Here is an 18,322-nt window from a genome sequence, read left to right on the forward strand (position 1 = left end):
CTGCCTCGATTTAACAAGAAAAGAACATCGGCGTAATGAGCAACGATCTTTTCCTGGGCCTGGATTTCGGCACCAGTGGCGCCCGGGCGTGCGTCATTGACGAGGGAGGACGCGTCCTGGCCCGGGCCCATGCCCTCTATGACGTCCACGAATGGATGAGCTGGCTTAAGGCCCTGGCTTGGCTGGTGGCCGAACTGCCGAGGAATCTGCGGCACCGGCTCGGGGCCATTGCGGTGGCAGGCACCTCGGGAACCGTGTTGCTCACTGACGCCACCAACCGGCCCATTACCGCGCCCCTCCTCTACAACGACGATCGCGCCCAGGACGAGGCCGCCCGCATCCGCGCGGTGGCGCCAGCGGGTCACGTGGCGGCCATGGCCACGTCAGGACTAGCCAAGTTAATGTGGCTGCGCGCCCAGCCGGGCACCGCGCGTGCCCGCTATTGCACCGACCAGGCGAGCTGGTTGGCGGCCATGCTCACCGGCCGGCCGGGCCTGAGCGATTACCACAACGCCCTCAAGCTCGGCTATGACGTGGAGCACCTCACCTGGCCAGACTGGGTGCGGGGACTGGGCATCGCTTCCCTTCTGCCGCGGGTGGTCGCTCCTGGTGAAACCCTGGGCATGGTACCGCTGGAAGTGGCGGTCAAGCTGGATATTCCAGACGACTGCCTGGTGCGCGCCGGCACCACCGATAGCATTGCCGCCTTCATCGCGGCGGGGGCATCGGAAAATGGCGATGGCGTCACCTCCCTGGGCTCCACGCTAGCGCTCAAACTCCTCTCGGCGCACCCGGTGCAGGATGCCGCCAGCGGCGTCTACAGCCACCGCTACGGCAGCCGCTGGCTGGCAGGCGGGGCTTCCAATAGTGGCGGCGCGGTGTTGCGCCAGTTCTTCGATGACCGGCGCCTGGCGGAACTCTCGGAAAAAATCGACCCGAACATTCCCAGCGGGCTCGACTACTATCCCCTGCCTGCGCCCGGCGAGCGTTTTCCCGTCAACGATCCTGGCCTGCTGCCCCGGATGGATCCACGTCCGGAGGATGACGTGCGGTTCCTGCACGGCCTGCTGGAAGGCATCGCCCGCATCGAGGCGGAGGGCTACCGGCGGCTGGTGGCCCTGGGCGCAAGCCCTTTGAAGCGGGTCTATACCACCGGCGGTGGCGCACGCAATGCCGCGTGGACCGCCATCCGCGCACGGTTGCTCGAGGTGCCGGTGACAGCGGCGCGCCACACCGAGGCGGCTTATGGCGCCGCACGGCTGGCCCAGCAGGGCACGCGCCTGTTGGCCTGAGGTGCCTCGTGGCATCGGCGGGTATCACCCTGGATCTCACCCTGCCCCTGGCTTTCACGCCCCGGGAACGGTTCGACGGACAGGAACTCGCCGACTGGATGCGCGGCAACGTCGCCATGCTACAGGCCTTGGCCAGTCTCGAATCCTCGCGCGAACGGGATGGTGAAAGCGGTGGCAATCCCCTCCTCGCGCGACTGGAAGCCAAGATCGATCTGACCCTCACCCTGGTGGGTGAACTGTTGCGGCGTCAGACGCCGCTGCCGCCGGCCACGGCGATGGCGCTCACCAGCCAGACCATCGCCTGGGAACACCCACAGACGCTTGCGCCCCACAGCCAGGGCGTGGTTTCGCTTTACGTTTCCCCGCGCCTGCCGTGGCCGCTCAAGCTGCCGGTGGAAATCATCGGCACCCAGGACGGCAAGACCCGCGCCAAGCTCATCCATCTCAGCGAAGAAGCCCAGGAATGGCTCGACCGCACCCTGTTCCGCCATCATCGGCGGGCAGTGCATGCGCGGGCCAAATAGCCTAGAATCTGGCCATAACCCTCGAGGTGATGCATGAAACTGAGTATCGAATACGAGCAGGAAGAAGACGGGCGCTGGCTTGCGGAAGTGCCGGAACTGCCCGGCGTATTGGTTTATGGGGTTAGCGCCGAGGCAGCCATGGCCAAGGCGGAGATCCTGGCACTGCGTGTATTGGCCGAGCGCCTCGAGGCCGGCGAAGGCCACCCCGAACCGATCAGCATTTCCTTCGCTGCTGCCGCATGAGCCAGTGGCCGTCGGCCAGGGCCAAGCGCGTTCTCGCGGCATTGCTCCAGATCGGCTGGAGCGTCAAACGCCAATCAGGTTCTCACCGCACCTTGTCGCGCCCCGGCTGGCCGGACGTGGTGTTTGCGTTTCACGATGGCGAGGAATTAGGGCCGCGCATGTTGGCGCGGATCGCCAAGCACACCGGGCTACAGCCCAAAGACCTCTGAGTTTGGATCTTATTCGTCCGTTCTCCAAACCAACCACGTGGAACCCACCGGCGTCCACCTCAGCGCAACACTGCCTTCCAATGGCTGCCCCGAGAGTCGTTCGCGCCGGAGGAACTGGCAGAATGGATGCACGGCAACAGCATCGTGCTGCAAGCCCTGAGCAGTCTCGAAAGCCTTCCCAAGGACGGCGACACCGAACACCGCATCGACCACAACGTCGCCCGGCTGGAAGCCAAGATCGACCTCACTCTCACCCTGGTGGGTGAACTGTTGCGGCGTCAGACGCCGCTGCCGCCGGCCACGGCGATGGCGCTCACCAGCCAGGGCATCGCCTGGGAACACCCACAGACGCTTGCGCCCCACAGCCAGGGCGTGGTTTCGCTTTACGTTTCCCCGCGCCTGCCGTGGCCGCTCAAGCTGCCGGTGGAAATCATCGGCACCCAGGACGGCAAGACCCGCGCCAAGCTCATCCATCTCAGCGAAGAAGCCCAGGAATGGCTCGACCGCACCCTGTTCCGCCATCATCGGCGGGCAGTGCATGCGAGGGCGCGCTGACTGCCGGCACCCGATCCGGACCCTGCGCCGCTGCGACATCGTGTCGCATTCCGCAAGCTGCCTGCCCTGCCTACACTCGCGCCTGTTGATTTTTCCGACAGGACGCTTGCCATGTACACACTCCCACCGCACCCGCGCCGCACGGCGCTCGCCCTCGCTCTCGCCGCCCTTCCCTGGAACGTAATGGCAGAGGAGATCACCCCGCTGCCGCCGGTGACGGTCACCGCGCCGGCGCTGACGGACTTCGAAGGCACGGTGCTGAACGGAGATACCCTGCGTGCGAGTACGGTGCGCGACAGCGCCCGGCTCCTCACGGAAATTCCGGGCGTGAGCGTGAACCCGGCTGGCGGCATCTCCAGTCTCCCCGCCATCCACGGGCTGGCCGACGACCGCCTGCGGCTGACGGTGGACGGCGCCGATCTCATCGCCAGCTGTCCCAACCACATGAACGCACCGCTATCCTACGTGGATCCGGCGCAGATCGAGGAGATCCGCGTCTATTCGGGCATCGCCCCGGTTTCCGCCGGTGGCGATGCCCTGGGCGCGGTGGTGCAGGTGGAAACACGCGGCCCGGCATTCGCCAAGCCCGGTGAGCGCCTCCTCAAGGGCCGCCTGGGCGCGAGCTACGGCTCCAACGCCAATGTCCGCGGGGTGAACGCCTCGGCGGTGCTGGCCAATGACAGCCTGTCACTGGCCTACACGGGCGCAGCGAGCCAGGCCGACAACTACACCGCCGGCAGCGATTTCAAGACCTACGACTTCAGCGGCCGCGCCGGCCACACCCTGCCCCGGGACGAGGTGGGCTCCACGGCCTACAAGGCGGTCAACCACCAGCTGGGCCTGGGCTGGAAGAGTGGCGAGCACCTGCTGGAGGCGAAGTTCGCCTTCCAGGACGTGCCCTACCAGCTCTATCCCAACCAGCGCATGGACATGCTGGACAACACCGAGCACCGCATGAGTCTGCGCTACGTGGGCCGCTTCCACTGGGGCGAGCTGGAGGCGCGCCTCTACCGGCAGACGGTGAACCACGCCATGGACTTTGGCGCAGATAAGCGGTTTTACTACGGCTTCTTATCCGGTGGCCCCGGCGCGCCCGTCGGCACGGCGTGCGGCCAGATGGGTAATAATTGTGCCTGGGGCATGCCCATGTACACGGAAAGCCGCACCACCGGCGGCCGCGTCAAGGCGGAGCTCGCCCTGACCGCGCGCGATCTTCTGCGGGTGGGGGGCGAATTCCAGCGCTATCGGTTGGACGACTGGTGGCCGCCTTCCGGCGCCGGCATGTGGCCCGGCAGCTTCTGGAACATCAACGACGGCAAGCGCGACCGCGTGGGTATGTTCGGTGAATGGGAACGCCAGTGGGATGGGCAGTGGAAGACCCTCGCCGGCTTGCGCTATGAGCAGGTGAAGACCGACACCGGTCCGGTGGTGGGATACGCCCGTGCTGTCATGGGGAATCAACTTCGTGATGCCGACCTGTTCAACGCCCGCGACCACGCACGCACGTTCAACGACTGGGATGTTTCCCTGCTCGCCCGCTACACGCCAAGCGCTACCCAGGACATCGAGTTCGGCTTCGCGCGCAAGACCCGCGCCCCCAGCCTGTACGAGCTCTACCCCTGGTCCACCTGGTCCATGGCGGCGGTGATGAACAATTTCCTGGGGGATGGCAACGGCTACATCGGCAATCCGGATCTCAAGGCCGAGAAGGCGCACACCCTCTCCGCCACCTTCGACTGGCATGCCGGCGACCGCGCCTGGGAATTCAAGGCCACGCCCTACTACACGCGCGTGACCGATTACATCGACGCCATTCAGTGGAACGCGGCGGCCAACGCCCCCGCGACGACGCTCACCACCCAGCAGTTCGTGACCCTCAAGTACGTGAACCAGACGGCGCGGTTGTATGGCATCGATCTCTCGGGCAAGCTGCCGCTCGCGCACAACGCCCTGGGCGACTGGGGCCTGAAAGGGCTGCTGGCCTACACCAACGGCAAGAACCTGGACACCGGCGACGACCTGTACAACATCATGCCGCTCAACGCCAGACTCGCCCTGACCCAGAAGCTCGGCCGCTGGGACAATGGCGTCGAAGTCGTGGCAGTACGACGCAAGGATGCCGTCTCCGACGTGCGCAACGAGCTTAAGACGCCGGGCTATGGACTCGTCAACCTGCGTGCGTCCTACGCCTTCAAGCAGGCACGGCTCGACTTCGGCGTGGAGAACCTGTTCGACCGGTTCTACTTCCTGCCCACCGGCGGTGCCTATGTGGGCCAGGGCACCACCATGGCCATCAATCCGAGCACCCAACCCAAGTGGGGCACGCCCCTGCCCGGCATGGGGCGCAATTTCTACGCCGCCGTCACGCTGGATTTTTGACTTCGATGAACTCCAGCGCGTTGCCGTCCGGGTCGCGGCAGAACAGCGCCGCCCGCCCCGACCTGCTCAGGGTGTAGGCGATGCCGGCCGCGTCGAGGGCCGCCCGAAGCGCCGCAAGGTCATCCACCGCCAGCGCCACATGCCGGTCCCGCCCGCCGTGGGCCGGCCGCCCCTCGACCGGATCCGGATTGGGCAACGCGAGCAGATGAATCTGCTGCGCGCCGATGTCGTACCACGCGCCGGGGTAGCCGAGATCGGGGCGACGCGGGTCGGGCGCGAGCCCCAAGACGCTTTCATAGAAGCCACGGGCGCGGGCGAGGTCCGCCACCAGCAGGGAGACATGGAGGATGCCTTGCAGTTTCATCGCTGTTTGGCTCTGGCGTTTGGCTCCATATGGCCAGACAACAGGCTGGCAGCGACGATCATCGCACCGCCGAGCCAGTCCCGCGGCGCCAGCTTCTCGTCCACCAGGAACCAGGCGGCGACCGCCGCCACCACCAGCTCGAATAGCAGGATCACGATCGCCCGATTGGCAGGGGTATGGGTGAGGCCATATTGCATCACCGCGGTCACGCCACACATGACCAGTCCCAAGCCCGCCACCAGCGCGCCGTGCTCCAACACCGGGGCCGCGCCACGGCCAAAGCTTGGCACATCCACCCAGACCACGACGAACGCCACCGCGACGACACCGCCCCACACCGAGAGTGACTTGGCCGCCACCGACAGGGCCTGCGCCTTGCGGCTCAGGACGTTGGAGCAGGCGAAGGCAAAGCCGGCGGAAAGCCCCAGCCATTCCGCGCCATTCTTCGGCCAGGGCAGGCCCACCTCCGGCCGCCAGAGCATGATGAGCGCACCCGCCAATGACAGGGCGATGACGCCGTAGCCTGCCAGCACCAGACGTTCCTTTAGCAACAGCCGGGAAAGCAATACGGTCCAAAGAGGCGCCAGGTAGAACAGCAGCAGCACGCGCACCACCTCGCCGTGGATCACGCCCAGCACGTAGGCCAGATTGGCCCAGCCGGCAGCGAGTCCGATGCCCAGCACAAGCCCCGTGCCAAAGCGGAATTCGTGCACCGCCCGCCAGGTCAAGGGTAGCCCGAGCAGCAAGGCGACGAGGAAGATCGCGAGGATGGCGGAGGGTCCAGGCAGACCTGCCTGCTCCAGCAGACGCAAGGGATACCAAACCAGGCCCCAGGTGGTAGCGCCGGCAAGCAGGCCGCCGATGGCGAGCGAGTTAGATTTGGTCACGGTGTGATCGCGTCTTATAATGCGGGCTTTTCCTGCGTATCGCCTGCCAGCCCGTCCCCGGCAGGCTCCTCGTGAGCGTTCCCTAGGAGCGTTTCTTGAATCCCGATCTCGCCAAGCTCAAGCCCTATCCCTTCCAACGCCTACGTGCGTTGCTACATGGTCTCACACCGCCGGCGGATTGTACCCCGATCAATCTCTCCATCGGCGAGCCGAAACATCCGACCCCGGCCTTCATCCGCCAGGCGCTGGTGGATCACCTGGATGGGCTGTCTGGCTATCCCGCCACCCACGGCATGGACGAGTTGCGATTGGCCATCGCCCACTGGCTGGAAAAGCGCTACGCCCTGCCCCACATCAACCCCCAGACCCAAGTGCTGCCCGTGCTGGGCAGCCGCGAGGCGCTGTTCGCCTTTGCGCAAGTGATCGTGGACCGCACGCGCCAGCCGGTGGTCATCTCGCCCAACCCCTTCTATCAGATCTACGAAGGCGCCGCGCTGCTCGCGGGCGCGGAACCATACTACGTCAACACGACGGCGGAGCATGGCTTTCGCATGGATCTCTCCCAGGTGCCGCCCCAGGTGCTGGCGCGCACCCAGCTGGTGTACGTCTGCTCCCCCGGCAATCCCACCGGCAAAGTGATGCATCTCGACGACTGGCGAGTGCTGTTCGAGCTGTCCGACCGTCATGACTTCGTGATCGCGGCCGACGAGTGCTATTCCGAAATCTATTTCGACGAGGCCAATCCGCCCTTGGGGGCGCTCGAAGCGGCGCATCGGCTGGGACGCCGCGACTTCGTCAACCTGGTGGTATTTGGCAGTCTGTCCAAGCGTTCCAACGTGCCCGGCATGCGATCCGGCTTCGTCGCCGGCGATGCCGAGCTACTGGAGAAATTTCTCCTCTACCGAACCTATCACGGCTGCGCGATGAGTCCCACCATCCAGCATGCCAGCGCCGTCGCCTGGCGCGATGAGGCACACGTCGCGGAAAACCGCCGCCTCTACCGCGCCAAGTTCGAGGATTTCCGTGCCATCGTTGGCGATGTGCTATCGCTCACCATGCCCGACGCCGCCTTTTACTACTGGGTGCGCACCCCGATTGCGGACACGGTCTTCGCCCAGGGTCTGTACCGCGACTATAATGTCACGGTTTTACCCGGCACCTTTCTTGCGCGCGAAGCCCACGGCGCAAACCCCGGTGCAGGCTTCGTGCGCATCGCGTTAGTGGCCTCCGAGACCGAATGCCGCGAAGCAGCCGAACGGATCAGGGCCTTCGTGAAGGCGCTTTGAACCAGATTATCCATTAGACCGGCGCGTGCGCCATGAACTGCACGGCTTAGCCAGCGGCAATTCAGGCCCATGCTTGACAGCCAGCGCCGCCCACTGGATTGCGGCGCCTGGCGCACCCGGCGGGAATGACGATCGGAACGGCATCTAGGGGATCACCATGGTAGCGCCTTTGCCAGGATTTTCTGCTCGCGCGGGAACGAGGCAAAGTGTCACGCATTTACGTAATTCTCGACGATAAGGACGACTCATCATGCATGAACTGCAAGCCATCATCAACGAAGCATTCGAGCGCCGTGCCGACATCACGCCGCGTACCGTGGACGCCAAGACCAAGGAAGCGGTAGACACGGTGATCGACCATCTCGACCGGGGCACGCTGCGTGTCGCAGAGAAAATCGACGGCCAGTGGGTCACTCATCAGTGGATCAAGAAAGCGGTGCTGCTGTCCTTCCGCATGCAAGACAACTTCTTCATCAAAGGCGGCTTCACCAATTACTTCGACAAGGTGCCCTCCAAATTTGCCGATTACAACTCCAAGGACTTCCGCGAAGGCGGCTTCCGCGTGGTGCCACCCGCGGCGGCACGGCGCGGTGCCTACATCGCCAAGAACGTGGTGCTCATGCCGTCCTACGTGAACATCGGTGCCTATGTGGATGAAGGGACCATGGTCGATACCTGGGCCACGGTCGGCTCCTGCGCCCAGATCGGCAAGAACGTGCATTTATCGGGCGGGGTCGGGATCGGCGGCGTGCTGGAACCAGTGCAAGCCAACCCCACCATCATCGGCGATAACTGCTTCATCGGCGCGCGATCGGAAATCGTCGAGGGCGTGGTGGTAGAAGACAATTGCGTCATCTCCATGGGCGTCTATATCGGCCAGAGCACCAAGATCTACGACCGCGAGACCGGCGAGATCCACTATGGGCGTGTTCCCGCCGGTTCGGTGGTGGTATCCGGTAGCCTGCCCGCCAAGGACGGTAAATACAGTCTCTACTGCGCGGTGATCGTGAAGAAGGTGGACGAGAAAACCCGCAGCAAGGTGGGCATCAACGAGCTGCTGCGCGGCGTATGAGCCTGGCTTTGCGAAAGAAGCGTGGCTAGGCCGACTTGCGTGTTGAGGGACGTGCGAGCATGAAACTCTATGGCATCAGCAATTGCGACACTGTGAAAAAGGCACGCGCCTGGCTGGAGGCACACGGCATCTCTTACGAGTTTCACGACTGGAAGAAAAACGGTGTGGATCCAGCGCTGCTTGCGCGCTGGATGGACGCCGTGGGCTGGGAGCAGGTGGTGAACCGAAACGGCATCACCTGGCGCAAACTCCCGGAAGCGGAGAAGGCCAAGGTGCGGGACAAGGATTCCGCCCTCGCCTTCCTCCAGGAAAAACCCAGCGCCATTCGCCGGCCGGCCTTCGAATACGATGGCAAGCTGGTCCTCGGCTTCGACCCCGATACCTACGCTCAGGTGTTTGGCAAATGACCTCTCCCACGCAAGCGCTGGCGGAGGAACTGATCCGCCGCCCTTCGGTCACGCCAGACGATGCGGGCTGCCAGGATCTGCTTGCCGCGCGCCTCGCACCACTGGGTTTTCGCATCGAGCGCTTGCGTTTCGGCCAGGTGGACAATCTCTGGGCGCGGCGCGGCACGACCCATCCCGTGGTGTGCTTCGCTGGGCATACCGACGTGGTGCCGCCGGGTCCGCGCGAGGCATGGCGCAGCGATCCCTTCACGCCTACCGTGCACGAAGCTCACCTCTATGGCCGTGGCGCGGCAGACATGAAAACCTCGCTGGCAGCCTTCATCACTGCTATCGAGCGCTTTCTCGAGGCGCACCCGGATTCAGCGGGCTCCATCGCGCTCCTCATCACTTCGGACGAGGAAGGCGCGGCGGTAGATGGTACGGTCAAGGTCGTGGACATGCTTGCCGCACGGGGCGAGACGCTGGATTATTGCGTGGTGGGCGAACCCACGGCGGTGGCGCGCACTGGTGACATGATCAAAAACGGTCGCCGCGGCTCGCTCTCCGGTCGGTTGGTGGTCAAAGGCATCCAGGGCCATGTGGCCTATCCCCAACTCGCGAAGAATCCGATCCATCTGGTGGCGCCCGCCATCGCTGAGCTCGCTGCCACGCAGTGGGATCACGGCAACGACTATTTCCCGCCCACCACCTTTCAGATTTCCAACATCCATGGGGGCACCGGCGCCACCAACGTGATTCCGGCGAGCGTGGAAATCCTGTTCAACTTTCGCTTTTCTACCGCCAGCACGGTGGATAGCCTCAAACAACAGGTACACGCCATTCTCGATCGGCACAGCCTGGAATACGAACTCACGTGGGAATGTTCGGGGCAGCCTTTCCTCACCCCGCGAGGAGAGCTGGTGGCGGCGGTGGCGGAGGCCATCCGCGCGGTAACGGGTCTGGAACCGGAGCTTTCCACCACCGGTGGCACGTCCGATGGCCGCTTCATCGCTCGCATCTGTCCCCAGGTGGTCGAGGTGGGCCCGCCCAATGCCACCATCCACAAGGTCAATGAGTGTGTGCCACTGGCCGACATCGAAACCTTGAGCGCCATCTACACGGGGATCCTGGAGCGCCTGCTGTGTCGTTGAATCCCTTGTTCGCCCAGGCACGCAAGCAGCTTTCAACCGTGCGTGATCTGTTGCGTTTCGCGGTGAGCCGCTTCAACGAAGCCGGTCTGTTCTTTGGCCATGGCACCAACAACGCCCACGATGAAGCCGCCTATCTCATCCTGCATACCCTGCACCTGCCGCTAGACCAGCTGGAGCCCTATCTGGATGCGCGCCTGCTGCCCACCGAAGTGGACGCCGTGTTACGCATCGTCGAGCTGCGTATGACCAGCCGCAAGCCGGCGGCCTATCTTACCCACGAAGCCTGGCTGGGCTCCTACCGCTTCTACGTGGACGAGCGAGTTATCGTCCCCCGCTCCTTCATCGCCGAGCTCTTGCAGGAAGGGCTCGCACCCTGGGTGGACGATCCGGCGTCAGTGGAATCGGCGCTGGATCTCTGTACCGGCTCTGGCTGCCTGGCCATCCTGCTCGCGGAGGCCTTTCCCCAGGCCCATGTGGATGCGGCGGACGTGTCAGCAGAGGCGCTGGAAGTCGCGGAACGTAACGTCGCCGATTACCATCTGCAGGCACGCGTCACGTTGATCCGCTCAGATTTATTCAAGCGCCTGAAGGGAAGGCGCTACGACATCATCGTCACCAATCCGCCCTATGTGGACGCCGCCGCGATGCAGACGCTGCCGGCGGAATACCGCGCGGAGCCACGGCTGGCCCTGGCCAGCGGTGAAGACGGCCTCGACCATGTGCGCGTCATCCTGGACCAGGCTTTCCAGCACCTCAACCCGGGCGGCCTCTTGATCGTGGAAGTGGGTCACAACCGGGAACGGCTGGAGCAGGCTTTCCCCCATCTGCCCTTCACTTGGCTCGAGGCTGGCGGCAGCGACGAATACGTCTTTCTGCTCACTCGCGAGCAGTTGCGGGGGCACTGAGCCGCAAAGCCCGATCACAGCTCTCCATTTGCGCCGGCGCGCATGATGCTCTCCAGCATGTCGCGCACCTCGATGGCCTTGGCCTTGAGTTCCGGCTTGAGGTTGGCGGCATTGATGAGCATGTTGAGATCCATCATCACCAGCCAGCCCTGCCCCTTCTCATCTTCCACCAGGGCAATGCGGCAGGGCAAATAGGCCGCGAAGTCGAGACTGTAGTCCAGCATCTGGCGCGCGGTCATGGCATCGCAAAACTGGAAGATGGTGGCCTGGCGGGAAGGCTTGCCGGTGATCGCTTCCACCTGCTTGGACAGGGGCAGCTCGGCCACCAGCTTCATGTTGAGCGCGTTGGCACGTAGCTTGAGGGATTGTTCCGCATCCTCCAGCGAGACGCCCTTGGCCAGCGGCATCTTGATCACCGTTTCCGCGATCGACATCAAACGCGGCGCGCCGGTTTGCGCCTTGCGGGTGCCCTGGGCGGCATGTGCCCCTGAAAATACCAACAAACCAGTGAGAACGATCAGGACAGACAATACACGCATGAGACCTCCACAAGACCCACGACAGAAACGGGGCACACGTTGCGCCCTTGCGCCAGCATAGCGCATATTTCGGCCTCAGACGCAAAGCCCCTGTGGGACGGGCTTGAGCCGCAATCAGCATCGCTTCACCACAGGCGGTCCACTCGCTGGGCGTCTCGTCATCTCCGCGCAAGCGGCAATCCCGGCTTACGCGGCATCAGCCACCGGCGTTGCTAGCTTCCGGCTTGCTTCGCTCGACCGGCACGACGGTCAATGTGCCAGTCGGCGAATCAGCGTTGTGGCCCTTCGCATCGATTCCCGGTTGCGCGAAGATGACGCCAAGGCGCCGCCGCAGACTTACCTGCTTTCCGGTAGCCGTGGACGCGGTCGTGCGGGCCGTGATGTGGCTCCCAGGCCCACTTCCTGGAGCAGGGCCGCCACCTCGTCGCGCGAAAGCTCCAGGAATTTGCCGCGCTTGAGGCGAGGCGGCAGGCGCAGGCTGCCATAGCGCACACGGATCAGACGGGAAACCATGAGGCCAACGGCCTCGAACATGCGGCGCACCTCCCGGTTGCGTCCTTCCCGGATCACCACGTGGTACCAGTGGTTGGCCCCTTCGCCGCCACCGTCTTCGATGCTTTCGAAACGAGCCGGCGTGCCATCGATGTCCACGCCTTCCCGCAACTGCTGGGTCTGCTCGGGCGTGAGCCTGCCCATCACGCGCACGGCGTATTCCCGTTCCACCTCGTAGCGCGGATGCATCAGCCGGTTGGCGAGCTCCCCGGAGGTGGTAAACAATAGGAGCCCGCTGCTGTTGAGATCCAGCCGCCCCACGGCCAGCCACTTGGCCGTGCGCAAAGGTGGCAAGTGGCGGAAAACGCTGGGGCGGCCCTGGGGATCGGAGCGGCTGACGATCTCGCCCTCCGGCTTGTTGTACAGCAGCACGCGCGGCATGCGCTTGGCCGCTAGATGCAAGCGCACCGGCTTGCCATCCACGAAGATGTGGTCGCCTGGACCCACACTTTGACCGATGACCGCCGGCTTGCCGTTGACCTGCACGCGACCGGCGCGAATCCAGGCTTCCATTTCCCGCCGCGAACCCAGGCCCGCCGCGGCGAGCACCTTCTGCAGGCGTTCAGACATCGTTGCCCGCCGCCTGCACGTCGCGCACGCCTAAATCCTCGATGACCGCTTCGATGGTCTCCCCCTCGCGTTGCGGCAAGCCCACCTCCCCTTCGACGCTCTCGCGCATCAGTGGCTCGCCATCCGCGGCCGCCGTGGTGGAGGCCGGCTCCTCTCGTTGAGGCGGTTGCGTTTCGTCGGCAACGCCCCCTGCGAGCTCTGGCATGAGCAACTGCTCGTTGATCACGAACTGGTCCAACGAGGGCAGCTCCTGCAGCGAGCGCAGGTTGAGGTCGTCCAGGAACTGCTTGGTGGTGGCATACAGCGCCGGCCGTCCCGGCACGTCGCGATGTCCCACCTGGTCGATCCAGCCCCGTGCTTCCAGCATTTTGAGGATGTGGGTGGAAACGGCCACGCCGCGGATGGCCTCGATGTCACCACGCGTGACCGGCTGACGGTAGGCGATGATGGCCAGGGTCTCCAGCACCGCTCGCGAATACTTGGGTGGTTTCTCGGGATTGAGGCGGTCGAGATAGACCTGGTATTCGGGCTTCGTTTGGAAACGCCAGCCGCTTGCAACCTGTACCAATTCCACGCCCTTGTCCGCCCAGTCGGCGCGAATCTCGTAGAGCACCTTGCGCAGGTTGTCGTGATCAATCTCTGCGTCGAATAGTTTGGCCAACTGGTGCAAAGAGAGTGGCTCCTGGCTGGTAAGCAGGGCGACTTCCAGCACCCGTTTCACCTCATTCAGATTCAGATTCTGGTTCTCGTTCATCCGGATCGGCTTCGGCCAATTTGACGTAAATGGGGGCATACACCTCGGCCTGCGTGATCTCAATCATGCGCTGCTTGGCGAGTTCCAGAATGGCGAGGAAGGTAACGACCAGTTCGGGCACGCCGGCGGCAGGATCGAACAGCTCGCTAAAGGCCTTGTAGCCCTCCACGGACAGCACCCGCAGCACCCGGCTCATGTGCTCCCGCACCGAGAGTTCCTCGCGCGTGACGTGGTGATGCATGTTGCGCCGGGCGCGGGCGACGATGGCCTCCCATGCGGCTGCAAGATCGGCCACGCTCACCTGGGGCAGGCGCGCCACCGCCACCTTTTCCAGATACACGTGGACTAGATGCAGATCGCGGCCCACCTGCGGTAGCTCGTCCAGCTGGCGCGCGGCGTATTTGATCTGCTCGTATTCCAGTAGGCGGCGAACCAGCTCCGCCCGCGGGTCTTCGGCTGGCGCCTCGCCTTCCTCGCGCGGCGGCCGCGGCAGCAACATGCGCGACTTGATCTCGGTGAGCATCGCCGCCATGACCAGATACTCCGCCGCCAGCTCCAGCTGCTTGGCGCGGATGCGATCCACATACTCCATGTACTGGCGGCACAACTCGGCCATGGGAATGTCCAGGATGTCCAAATTGTGCTTGCGGATCAGATAGAGGAGCAGATCCAACGGCCCCTCGAAGGCTTCGAGGATCACCTCCAAGGCATCTGGCGGAATGTAGAGATCGGGCGGCAGCGCCACCAGCGGCTCGCCATAGACGCGGGCGCGGGCTTCGACGGGCGCAGACGCTGGCGCAGCGATGGCTTCGGTCATGATCCGGCGATTTTACCGGATCGCGCCTAAGCCGCCCATGCCACTTCAAGCGGGACGGCAAACGCTGGCCGCCGCGGCTAAAGCCGCTGCCACAGACTCTTCCGCCATGCCAGCCGCGCAAAGCGGGCCGGCATCCAAGCAGCAGTGGCTATGACGAGGCCCCACGGCAAGGGGTCATGCTGCAAGGCTGACAAACGGCTAGCCGTAGGACAGCCCCATGGCCTCGCGCACGTCGCGCAAGGTCTCCTGCGCCAGTTCGCGCGCCTTCTCGCAACCATCGGCCACCAGGTTGCGCACCAGGGTGGGATCTTCCTCGTAGGGGCGCGCGCGCTCGTGCATGGGCTTTTGCTCTTCGAGCACGGCATCGATCACGGGCTGCTTGCATTCGAGACAACCGATGCCGGCAGTGGTGCAACCCTCGCGCACCCACTGGCGCGTAGCGTCGTCGGAATAGACGAGATGGAACTGCCAGACCGGGCATTTGTCGGGGTTGCCGGGATCGGTGCGCCGCACCCGCGCCGGATCGGTGGGCATGGTGCGGATCTTTTTTACCACGCTGTCGGCCGCCTCACGCAGGCCGATGGTGTTGTGGTAGGACTTGGACATCTTCTGGCCATCCAGCCCGGGCATGCGCGAGGCCGCAGTGAGCAGGGCTTCGGGCTCGGGCAGGATCATCTTGCCGCTGCCTTCCAGGTAGCCGAACAGTCGCTCGCGGTCGGCCATCGACAGATTCTGCGCCTCGTTGATCAACGCCTTGCCCGCTTCCAGCGCCTCGGCGTCGCCCTCCTGCTGGTAGCGCGTGCGCAGCTCATCGTACAGGCGCGCCTTCTTGGAACCCAGCTTCTTCACCGCGAGCCGGGCCTTCTCCTCGAAGCCGGGTTCACGGCCGTAGAGATGGTTGAAGCGCCGCGCGATCTCGCGCGTGAATTCGATGTGAGGTACCTGATCCTCGCCCACGGGCACGCGGTTGGCTCGATAAATCAGGATGTCCGCGCTCTGCAGCAGCGGGTAACCCAGGAAACCGTAGGTGGCAAGATCCCGATCGACCAGCTTCTCTTGTTGATCCTTGTAGGTGGGAATGCGTTCCAGCCAGCCCAGGGGGGTCATCATGGACAACAGCAGATGCAGTTCGGCGTGTTCCGGCACACGCGACTGGATGAACAGCGTGGCATTGGCCGGGTTCACACCGGCAGCAAGCCAGTCGATGACCATGTTCCAAACATGCTCCGCGATGGCATGAGGACTGTCGTAATGGGTGGTGAGCGCATGCCAGTCCGCAACGAAGAACAGACATTCGTATTCGTTCTGCAGGCGGATCCAGTTTTTCAGCACACCATGGTAATGCCCCAGATGCAGACTGCCGGTGGGGCGCATGCCGGAAAGGACACGTTCAGCGAACATGGCAACAGATCCTATCGAGGATGACGTAAAAGCGTGACGCCTTTGTCTCGTCCCCGGGCAAGCGGGAATCCAGCAAAATCGTCATGAAATAGCGCGCTCCCCGCTACGCGGGAATGACGGTCCGAGTGCGTGGCGTCTCACCTAGTTTTTCCGTCTCGATCAAGCAGCAAAAATGGTGAGCAGCAAGCGGGTGGTCAATACCACCAGTGGCCACAGTAGCGCGCCCAGTACCCCCGTCACCAGCAACACCACCAGGATGAGCATGCCATAAGGCTCGATGCGGGCGAAGCGCCAAGCATAGGGACTGGGTAGCAGGCTCACCGCAATGCGTCCGCCATCCAAAGGTGGGAGCGGAAACAGGTTGAGCACCATCAGAATAACGTTGATGAGAATGCCCTTCTCCGCCATCGCATAGAACCACTCGCCCACGCCGCCTGCCGGCAACCCGTTGCTGACGTTCGCCACCAGAATCCACAGCACCGCCATCACCAGATTGGCCATGGGACCCGCGGCCGCCACCCACAACATGTCGCGCTTGGGGTGGCGCAAGCGGCTGAAATTCACAGGCACGGGCTTGGCCCAGCCAAACAGAAAACCCTGCCCGGCTAGCGCGGTGGTGAAGTAGATGAACAGCGGCACCAGGATGGTCCCCACGGGGTCGATGTGGCGCAGGGGATTCAAGCTGATGCGCCCCGCCTGCCAGGCGGTGGGATCACCGAAATAGCGCGCCACGTAGCCATGGGCTGCCTCATGCAAGGTGATGGCAAACAGCACGGGCAGCGCCAACACCGAGATTTCCCGCAGGATCGCTTCCACTTCCATCAGTGCTCCAGTCCGAAAGGTGCAAGACTGCCCTTGCCCTTACGTAACACCTGAGGCGTCTCGCCCGTGAGATCGATCACCGTGGTGGGCTCCACGCCGCAGGGACCTGCATCCAGGATCAGGGCCACATGCTTTTCCAGCCGCTCGCGGATTGCTTCCGGGTCGTTGAGCGGCAGGGCATCGCCCGGGAGGATCAGCGTGGTGGAGAGCAACGGTTCACCGAGCTCGCTTAGCAGCGCGAGCGCCACCGGCTGGTCTGGCACGCGGATGCCGATGGTGGCCCGTTTGGGGTGTTGCAGCCGACGCGGCACTTCGCGCGTCGCCTCCAGGATAAAGGTGTAGCTGCCGGGTGTGTTGGCCTTGAGGAGACGGAACTGGCGGTTGTCCACCTTGGCATAGGTGGCGATTTCCGCCAAATCGCGCACCATCAGGGTCAGATGGTGATGTTCGTCCAGACCGCGAATCTGGCGCAATTGTCGCTCGCAATCCTTGTCGCCCAGATGGCAGCCCAAGGCGTAACAGGAATCCGTGGGATAGACGATCACGCCGCCGGCGCGCACGATGTCGGCCGCCTGGCGGATGAGCCGTGGCTGGGGATTCTGCGGATGAATGGAAAAGAACTGCGCCATGGAGGAAGGACATCGCGCCCACAGGAAGGGACCGGAACTCAGGCCGCTGCGGGAAGCACCTCGGGCCAGTCGTGCCAGACGGGGACGCAACCAGGGGGCAGCGCCGCGAGACGACCCATGTCCACGTAACCGTGGCCTGGACCATGATAGTCGGAACCGCGCGAGGCCTTAAAGCCGAACTCGCGTGCAAGCTGGGCGAAACGGAGGATCTCGTCCTGGGAATGGCTGCCGGATACCACCTCCACCGCACACCCCCCCAATTCGAGAAACTCGGCAAACAGCTCGCGCATAAGCCGTGGACCCAGGTCGTAGCGCCCCGGATGGGCGATCACTGCAACACCCCCTGCGCCCTGGATCCACGCCACTGCCTCGTCCAGTCCGGCCCAGATGTGCTCCACATAGCCTGGTTTGCCCTTGACCAGATACTTGCGAAACACGCCACGCATGTCGGCAGCGTGACCTTGCTCGATGAGGAAGCGCGCGAAATGGGTGCGGCTGATGATGTGCTCACTGGCCAGCGCCATCGCCCCTTCCAGACTGCCGGAAATACCAATGCGTTCCAGCTCCTGAGCGATGCGCCGGGCACGTTCGACACGGGACGCACGTAGCCGGGCCAGCCCCGCCTGAAGCACCGGATGGGTCTCGTCGATGCGAAGTCCCACGACATGGATAGTACGACCGCGCCAGGTGACGGAAATCTCCACGCCACTCACCAGATGCATGCCCTGGCAGCTCGCTTCCTCGCGCGCCTCGGCGACCCCGGCCACGTCGTCATGATCGGTCAGGGCGAGCACCCGCACGCCCCGGGCCGCGGCATGACGTACCAGCTCGCGGGGGGCGAGTTGGCCATCGGAGATGCGGGAATGGGCGTGGAGATCGACAGAGAACATGATGAGGACGATGGAATCTACAAATCATAACAAAAATGCGCGTGTGCTGTCTTGCGCGCCCGTGCTAAACTTCTTGCGCCCCACGAACATCGACC

At 64.1% G+C, this 18,322-nt stretch carries 21 protein-coding genes; 11 read left to right on the plus strand and 10 right to left on the minus strand.

Features of this window, described 5'->3' with window-relative positions:
- Positions 1-35: 35 nt before the first annotated feature.
- From V6E02_RS00580 to V6E02_RS00605, 6 genes are all read left to right on the plus strand, one after another.
- Entirely contained in the window at positions 36-1,292 is a 1,257-nt protein-coding gene (locus V6E02_RS00580) for an FGGY-family carbohydrate kinase (protein ID WP_347306121.1), read from the plus strand.
- Positions 1,293-1,300: 8 nt separating this feature from the next.
- Positions 1,301-1,816 (plus strand): PilZ domain-containing protein, encoded by a 516-nt coding sequence (locus tag V6E02_RS00585; RefSeq protein ID WP_347306123.1) that lies wholly within the window; start codon positions 1,301-1,303, stop codon positions 1,814-1,816.
- A 33-nt stretch (positions 1,817-1,849) separates the two neighbouring features.
- Positions 1,850-2,059 carry a type II toxin-antitoxin system HicB family antitoxin gene (locus tag V6E02_RS00590; protein WP_347306125.1) on the plus strand — a complete coding sequence of 70 codons (210 nt, stop codon included), beginning with the start codon at positions 1,850-1,852 and terminating at the stop codon, positions 2,057-2,059.
- Positions 2,056-2,268: a type II toxin-antitoxin system HicA family toxin gene (locus V6E02_RS00595; protein WP_347306127.1), complete on the plus strand. Its 213-nt coding sequence runs from the start codon at positions 2,056-2,058 to the stop codon at positions 2,266-2,268. Before V6E02_RS00590 ends, V6E02_RS00595 begins: the two co-directional genes overlap by 4 nt.
- A gap of 126 nt (positions 2,269-2,394) precedes the next feature.
- On the plus strand, positions 2,395-2,823 hold the full coding sequence (locus tag V6E02_RS00600; protein WP_347306129.1) for a PilZ domain-containing protein: 429 nt from the start codon (positions 2,395-2,397) through the stop codon (positions 2,821-2,823).
- Positions 2,824-2,934: 111 nt separating this feature from the next.
- A complete protein-coding gene (locus V6E02_RS00605; protein WP_347306131.1) occupies positions 2,935-5,202 on the plus strand; it encodes a TonB-dependent receptor in 2,268 nt (755 codons plus the stop codon).
- On the opposite strand, the gene V6E02_RS00610 is transcribed toward V6E02_RS00605, so the two are convergent.
- Both V6E02_RS00610 and V6E02_RS00615 read right to left on the minus strand, forming a co-directional pair.
- Positions 5,186-5,566 carry a VOC family protein gene (locus V6E02_RS00610; RefSeq protein ID WP_347306133.1) on the minus strand — a complete coding sequence of 127 codons (381 nt, stop codon included), beginning with the start codon at positions 5,564-5,566 and terminating at the stop codon, positions 5,186-5,188. The genes V6E02_RS00605 and V6E02_RS00610 overlap by 17 nt on opposite strands.
- Entirely contained in the window at positions 5,563-6,453 is an 891-nt protein-coding gene (locus V6E02_RS00615) for a DMT family transporter (RefSeq protein WP_347306135.1), read from the minus strand. Before V6E02_RS00615 ends, V6E02_RS00610 begins: the two co-directional genes overlap by 4 nt.
- Positions 6,454-6,548: 95 nt before the next feature.
- On the opposite strand from V6E02_RS00615, the gene dapC reads away from it, so the two are divergent.
- From dapC to prmB, 5 genes are all read left to right on the plus strand, one after another.
- A complete protein-coding gene (gene dapC / locus V6E02_RS00620; RefSeq protein ID WP_347306137.1) occupies positions 6,549-7,739 on the plus strand; it encodes a succinyldiaminopimelate transaminase in 1,191 nt (396 codons plus the stop codon).
- A 250-nt stretch (positions 7,740-7,989) separates the two neighbouring features.
- A complete protein-coding gene (gene dapD / locus V6E02_RS00625) occupies positions 7,990-8,811 on the plus strand; it encodes a 2,3,4,5-tetrahydropyridine-2,6-dicarboxylate N-succinyltransferase (RefSeq protein ID WP_430626748.1) in 822 nt (273 codons plus the stop codon).
- Between the two features lie 59 nt (positions 8,812-8,870).
- Positions 8,871-9,218 (plus strand): ArsC family reductase, encoded by a 348-nt coding sequence (locus tag V6E02_RS00630; RefSeq protein WP_347306139.1) that lies wholly within the window; start codon positions 8,871-8,873, stop codon positions 9,216-9,218.
- On the plus strand, positions 9,215-10,348 hold the full coding sequence (gene dapE, locus V6E02_RS00635; RefSeq protein WP_347306141.1) for a succinyl-diaminopimelate desuccinylase: 1,134 nt from the start codon (positions 9,215-9,217) through the stop codon (positions 10,346-10,348). The genes V6E02_RS00630 and dapE overlap by 4 nt, the downstream gene beginning before the upstream one ends.
- Positions 10,349-10,386: 38 nt before the next feature.
- Positions 10,387-11,253, plus strand: coding sequence for a 50S ribosomal protein L3 N(5)-glutamine methyltransferase (prmB, locus tag V6E02_RS00640; protein WP_347306143.1), 867 nt, complete (start codon positions 10,387-10,389; stop codon positions 11,251-11,253).
- Positions 11,254-11,267: 14 nt separating this feature from the next.
- Here the strand turns inward: prmB and V6E02_RS00645 are convergent, their stop codons facing one another.
- The 8 genes from V6E02_RS00645 to V6E02_RS00680 form a co-directional block, all read right to left on the minus strand.
- Positions 11,268-11,792, minus strand: a complete 525-nt coding sequence (locus tag V6E02_RS00645) for a DUF302 domain-containing protein (protein WP_347306145.1) — start codon at positions 11,790-11,792, stop codon at positions 11,268-11,270.
- 336 nt (positions 11,793-12,128) lie between these two features.
- A complete protein-coding gene (gene rluB, locus V6E02_RS00650) occupies positions 12,129-12,914 on the minus strand; it encodes a 23S rRNA pseudouridine(2605) synthase RluB (protein ID WP_347306147.1) in 786 nt (261 codons plus the stop codon).
- Entirely contained in the window at positions 12,907-13,668 is a 762-nt protein-coding gene (gene scpB, locus V6E02_RS00655; RefSeq protein WP_430626749.1) for an SMC-Scp complex subunit ScpB, read from the minus strand. The genes rluB and scpB overlap by 8 nt, the downstream gene beginning before the upstream one ends.
- Complete coding sequence (locus tag V6E02_RS00660) at positions 13,637-14,485, minus strand: segregation and condensation protein A (RefSeq protein ID WP_347306148.1); 849 nt, start codon at positions 14,483-14,485, stop codon at positions 13,637-13,639. The genes scpB and V6E02_RS00660 overlap by 32 nt, the downstream gene beginning before the upstream one ends.
- 198 nt (positions 14,486-14,683) lie before the next feature.
- Positions 14,684-15,886 (minus strand): tryptophan--tRNA ligase, encoded by a 1,203-nt coding sequence (locus tag V6E02_RS00665; RefSeq protein ID WP_347306150.1) that lies wholly within the window; start codon positions 15,884-15,886, stop codon positions 14,684-14,686.
- Between the two features lie 159 nt (positions 15,887-16,045).
- Positions 16,046-16,702: a site-2 protease family protein gene (locus tag V6E02_RS00670; RefSeq protein ID WP_347307080.1), complete on the minus strand. Its 657-nt coding sequence runs from the start codon at positions 16,700-16,702 to the stop codon at positions 16,046-16,048.
- Positions 16,703-16,707: 5 nt separating this feature from the next.
- A complete protein-coding gene (locus V6E02_RS00675; protein WP_347306152.1) occupies positions 16,708-17,337 on the minus strand; it encodes an L-threonylcarbamoyladenylate synthase in 630 nt (209 codons plus the stop codon).
- A gap of 38 nt (positions 17,338-17,375) precedes the next feature.
- Positions 17,376-18,227: a 3',5'-nucleoside bisphosphate phosphatase gene (locus V6E02_RS00680; RefSeq protein ID WP_347306154.1), complete on the minus strand. Its 852-nt coding sequence runs from the start codon at positions 18,225-18,227 to the stop codon at positions 17,376-17,378.
- Between the last annotated feature and the right edge of the window lie 95 nt (positions 18,228-18,322).

It is taken from the genome of Thiobacter sp. AK1, assembly GCF_039822265.1.
Classification (GTDB): domain Bacteria; phylum Pseudomonadota; class Gammaproteobacteria; order Burkholderiales; family Thiobacteraceae; genus Thiobacter; species Thiobacter aerophilum.

What these genes read in the sequence shown, in the direction of transcription:
- V6E02_RS00580 (WP_347306121.1), top strand. Translation starts at nt 36, where the DNA reads ATGAGCAACGATCTTTTCCTGGGCCTGGATTTCGGCACCAGTGGCGCC.
- V6E02_RS00590 (WP_347306125.1), top strand. Translation starts at nt 1,850, where the DNA reads ATGAAACTGAGTATCGAATACGAGCAGGAAGAAGACGGGCGCTGGCTT.
- V6E02_RS00595 (WP_347306127.1), top strand. Translation starts at nt 2,056, where the DNA reads ATGAGCCAGTGGCCGTCGGCCAGGGCCAAGCGCGTTCTCGCGGCATTG.
- V6E02_RS00600 (WP_347306129.1), top strand. Translation starts at nt 2,395, where the DNA reads ATGCACGGCAACAGCATCGTGCTGCAAGCCCTGAGCAGTCTCGAAAGC.
- V6E02_RS00605 (WP_347306131.1), top strand. Translation starts at nt 2,935, where the DNA reads ATGTACACACTCCCACCGCACCCGCGCCGCACGGCGCTCGCCCTCGCT.
- V6E02_RS00610 (WP_347306133.1), bottom strand. Translation starts at nt 5,566, where the DNA reads ATGAAACTGCAAGGCATCCTCCATGTCTCCCTGCTGGTGGCGGACCTC.
- dapD (WP_430626748.1), top strand. Translation starts at nt 7,990, where the DNA reads ATGCATGAACTGCAAGCCATCATCAACGAAGCATTCGAGCGCCGTGCC.
- V6E02_RS00630 (WP_347306139.1), top strand. Translation starts at nt 8,871, where the DNA reads ATGAAACTCTATGGCATCAGCAATTGCGACACTGTGAAAAAGGCACGC.
- dapE (WP_347306141.1), top strand. Translation starts at nt 9,215, where the DNA reads ATGACCTCTCCCACGCAAGCGCTGGCGGAGGAACTGATCCGCCGCCCT.
- V6E02_RS00645 (WP_347306145.1), bottom strand. Translation starts at nt 11,792, where the DNA reads ATGCGTGTATTGTCTGTCCTGATCGTTCTCACTGGTTTGTTGGTATTT.
- rluB (WP_347306147.1), bottom strand. Translation starts at nt 12,914, where the DNA reads ATGTCTGAACGCCTGCAGAAGGTGCTCGCCGCGGCGGGCCTGGGTTCG.
- scpB (WP_430626749.1), bottom strand. Translation starts at nt 13,668, where the DNA reads ATGAACGAGAACCAGAATCTGAATCTGAATGAGGTGAAACGGGTGCTG.
- V6E02_RS00660 (WP_347306148.1), bottom strand. Translation starts at nt 14,485, where the DNA reads ATGACCGAAGCCATCGCTGCGCCAGCGTCTGCGCCCGTCGAAGCCCGC.
- V6E02_RS00665 (WP_347306150.1), bottom strand. Translation starts at nt 15,886, where the DNA reads ATGTTCGCTGAACGTGTCCTTTCCGGCATGCGCCCCACCGGCAGTCTG.
- V6E02_RS00675 (WP_347306152.1), bottom strand. Translation starts at nt 17,337, where the DNA reads ATGGCGCAGTTCTTTTCCATTCATCCGCAGAATCCCCAGCCACGGCTC.
- V6E02_RS00680 (WP_347306154.1), bottom strand. Translation starts at nt 18,227, where the DNA reads ATGTTCTCTGTCGATCTCCACGCCCATTCCCGCATCTCCGATGGCCAA.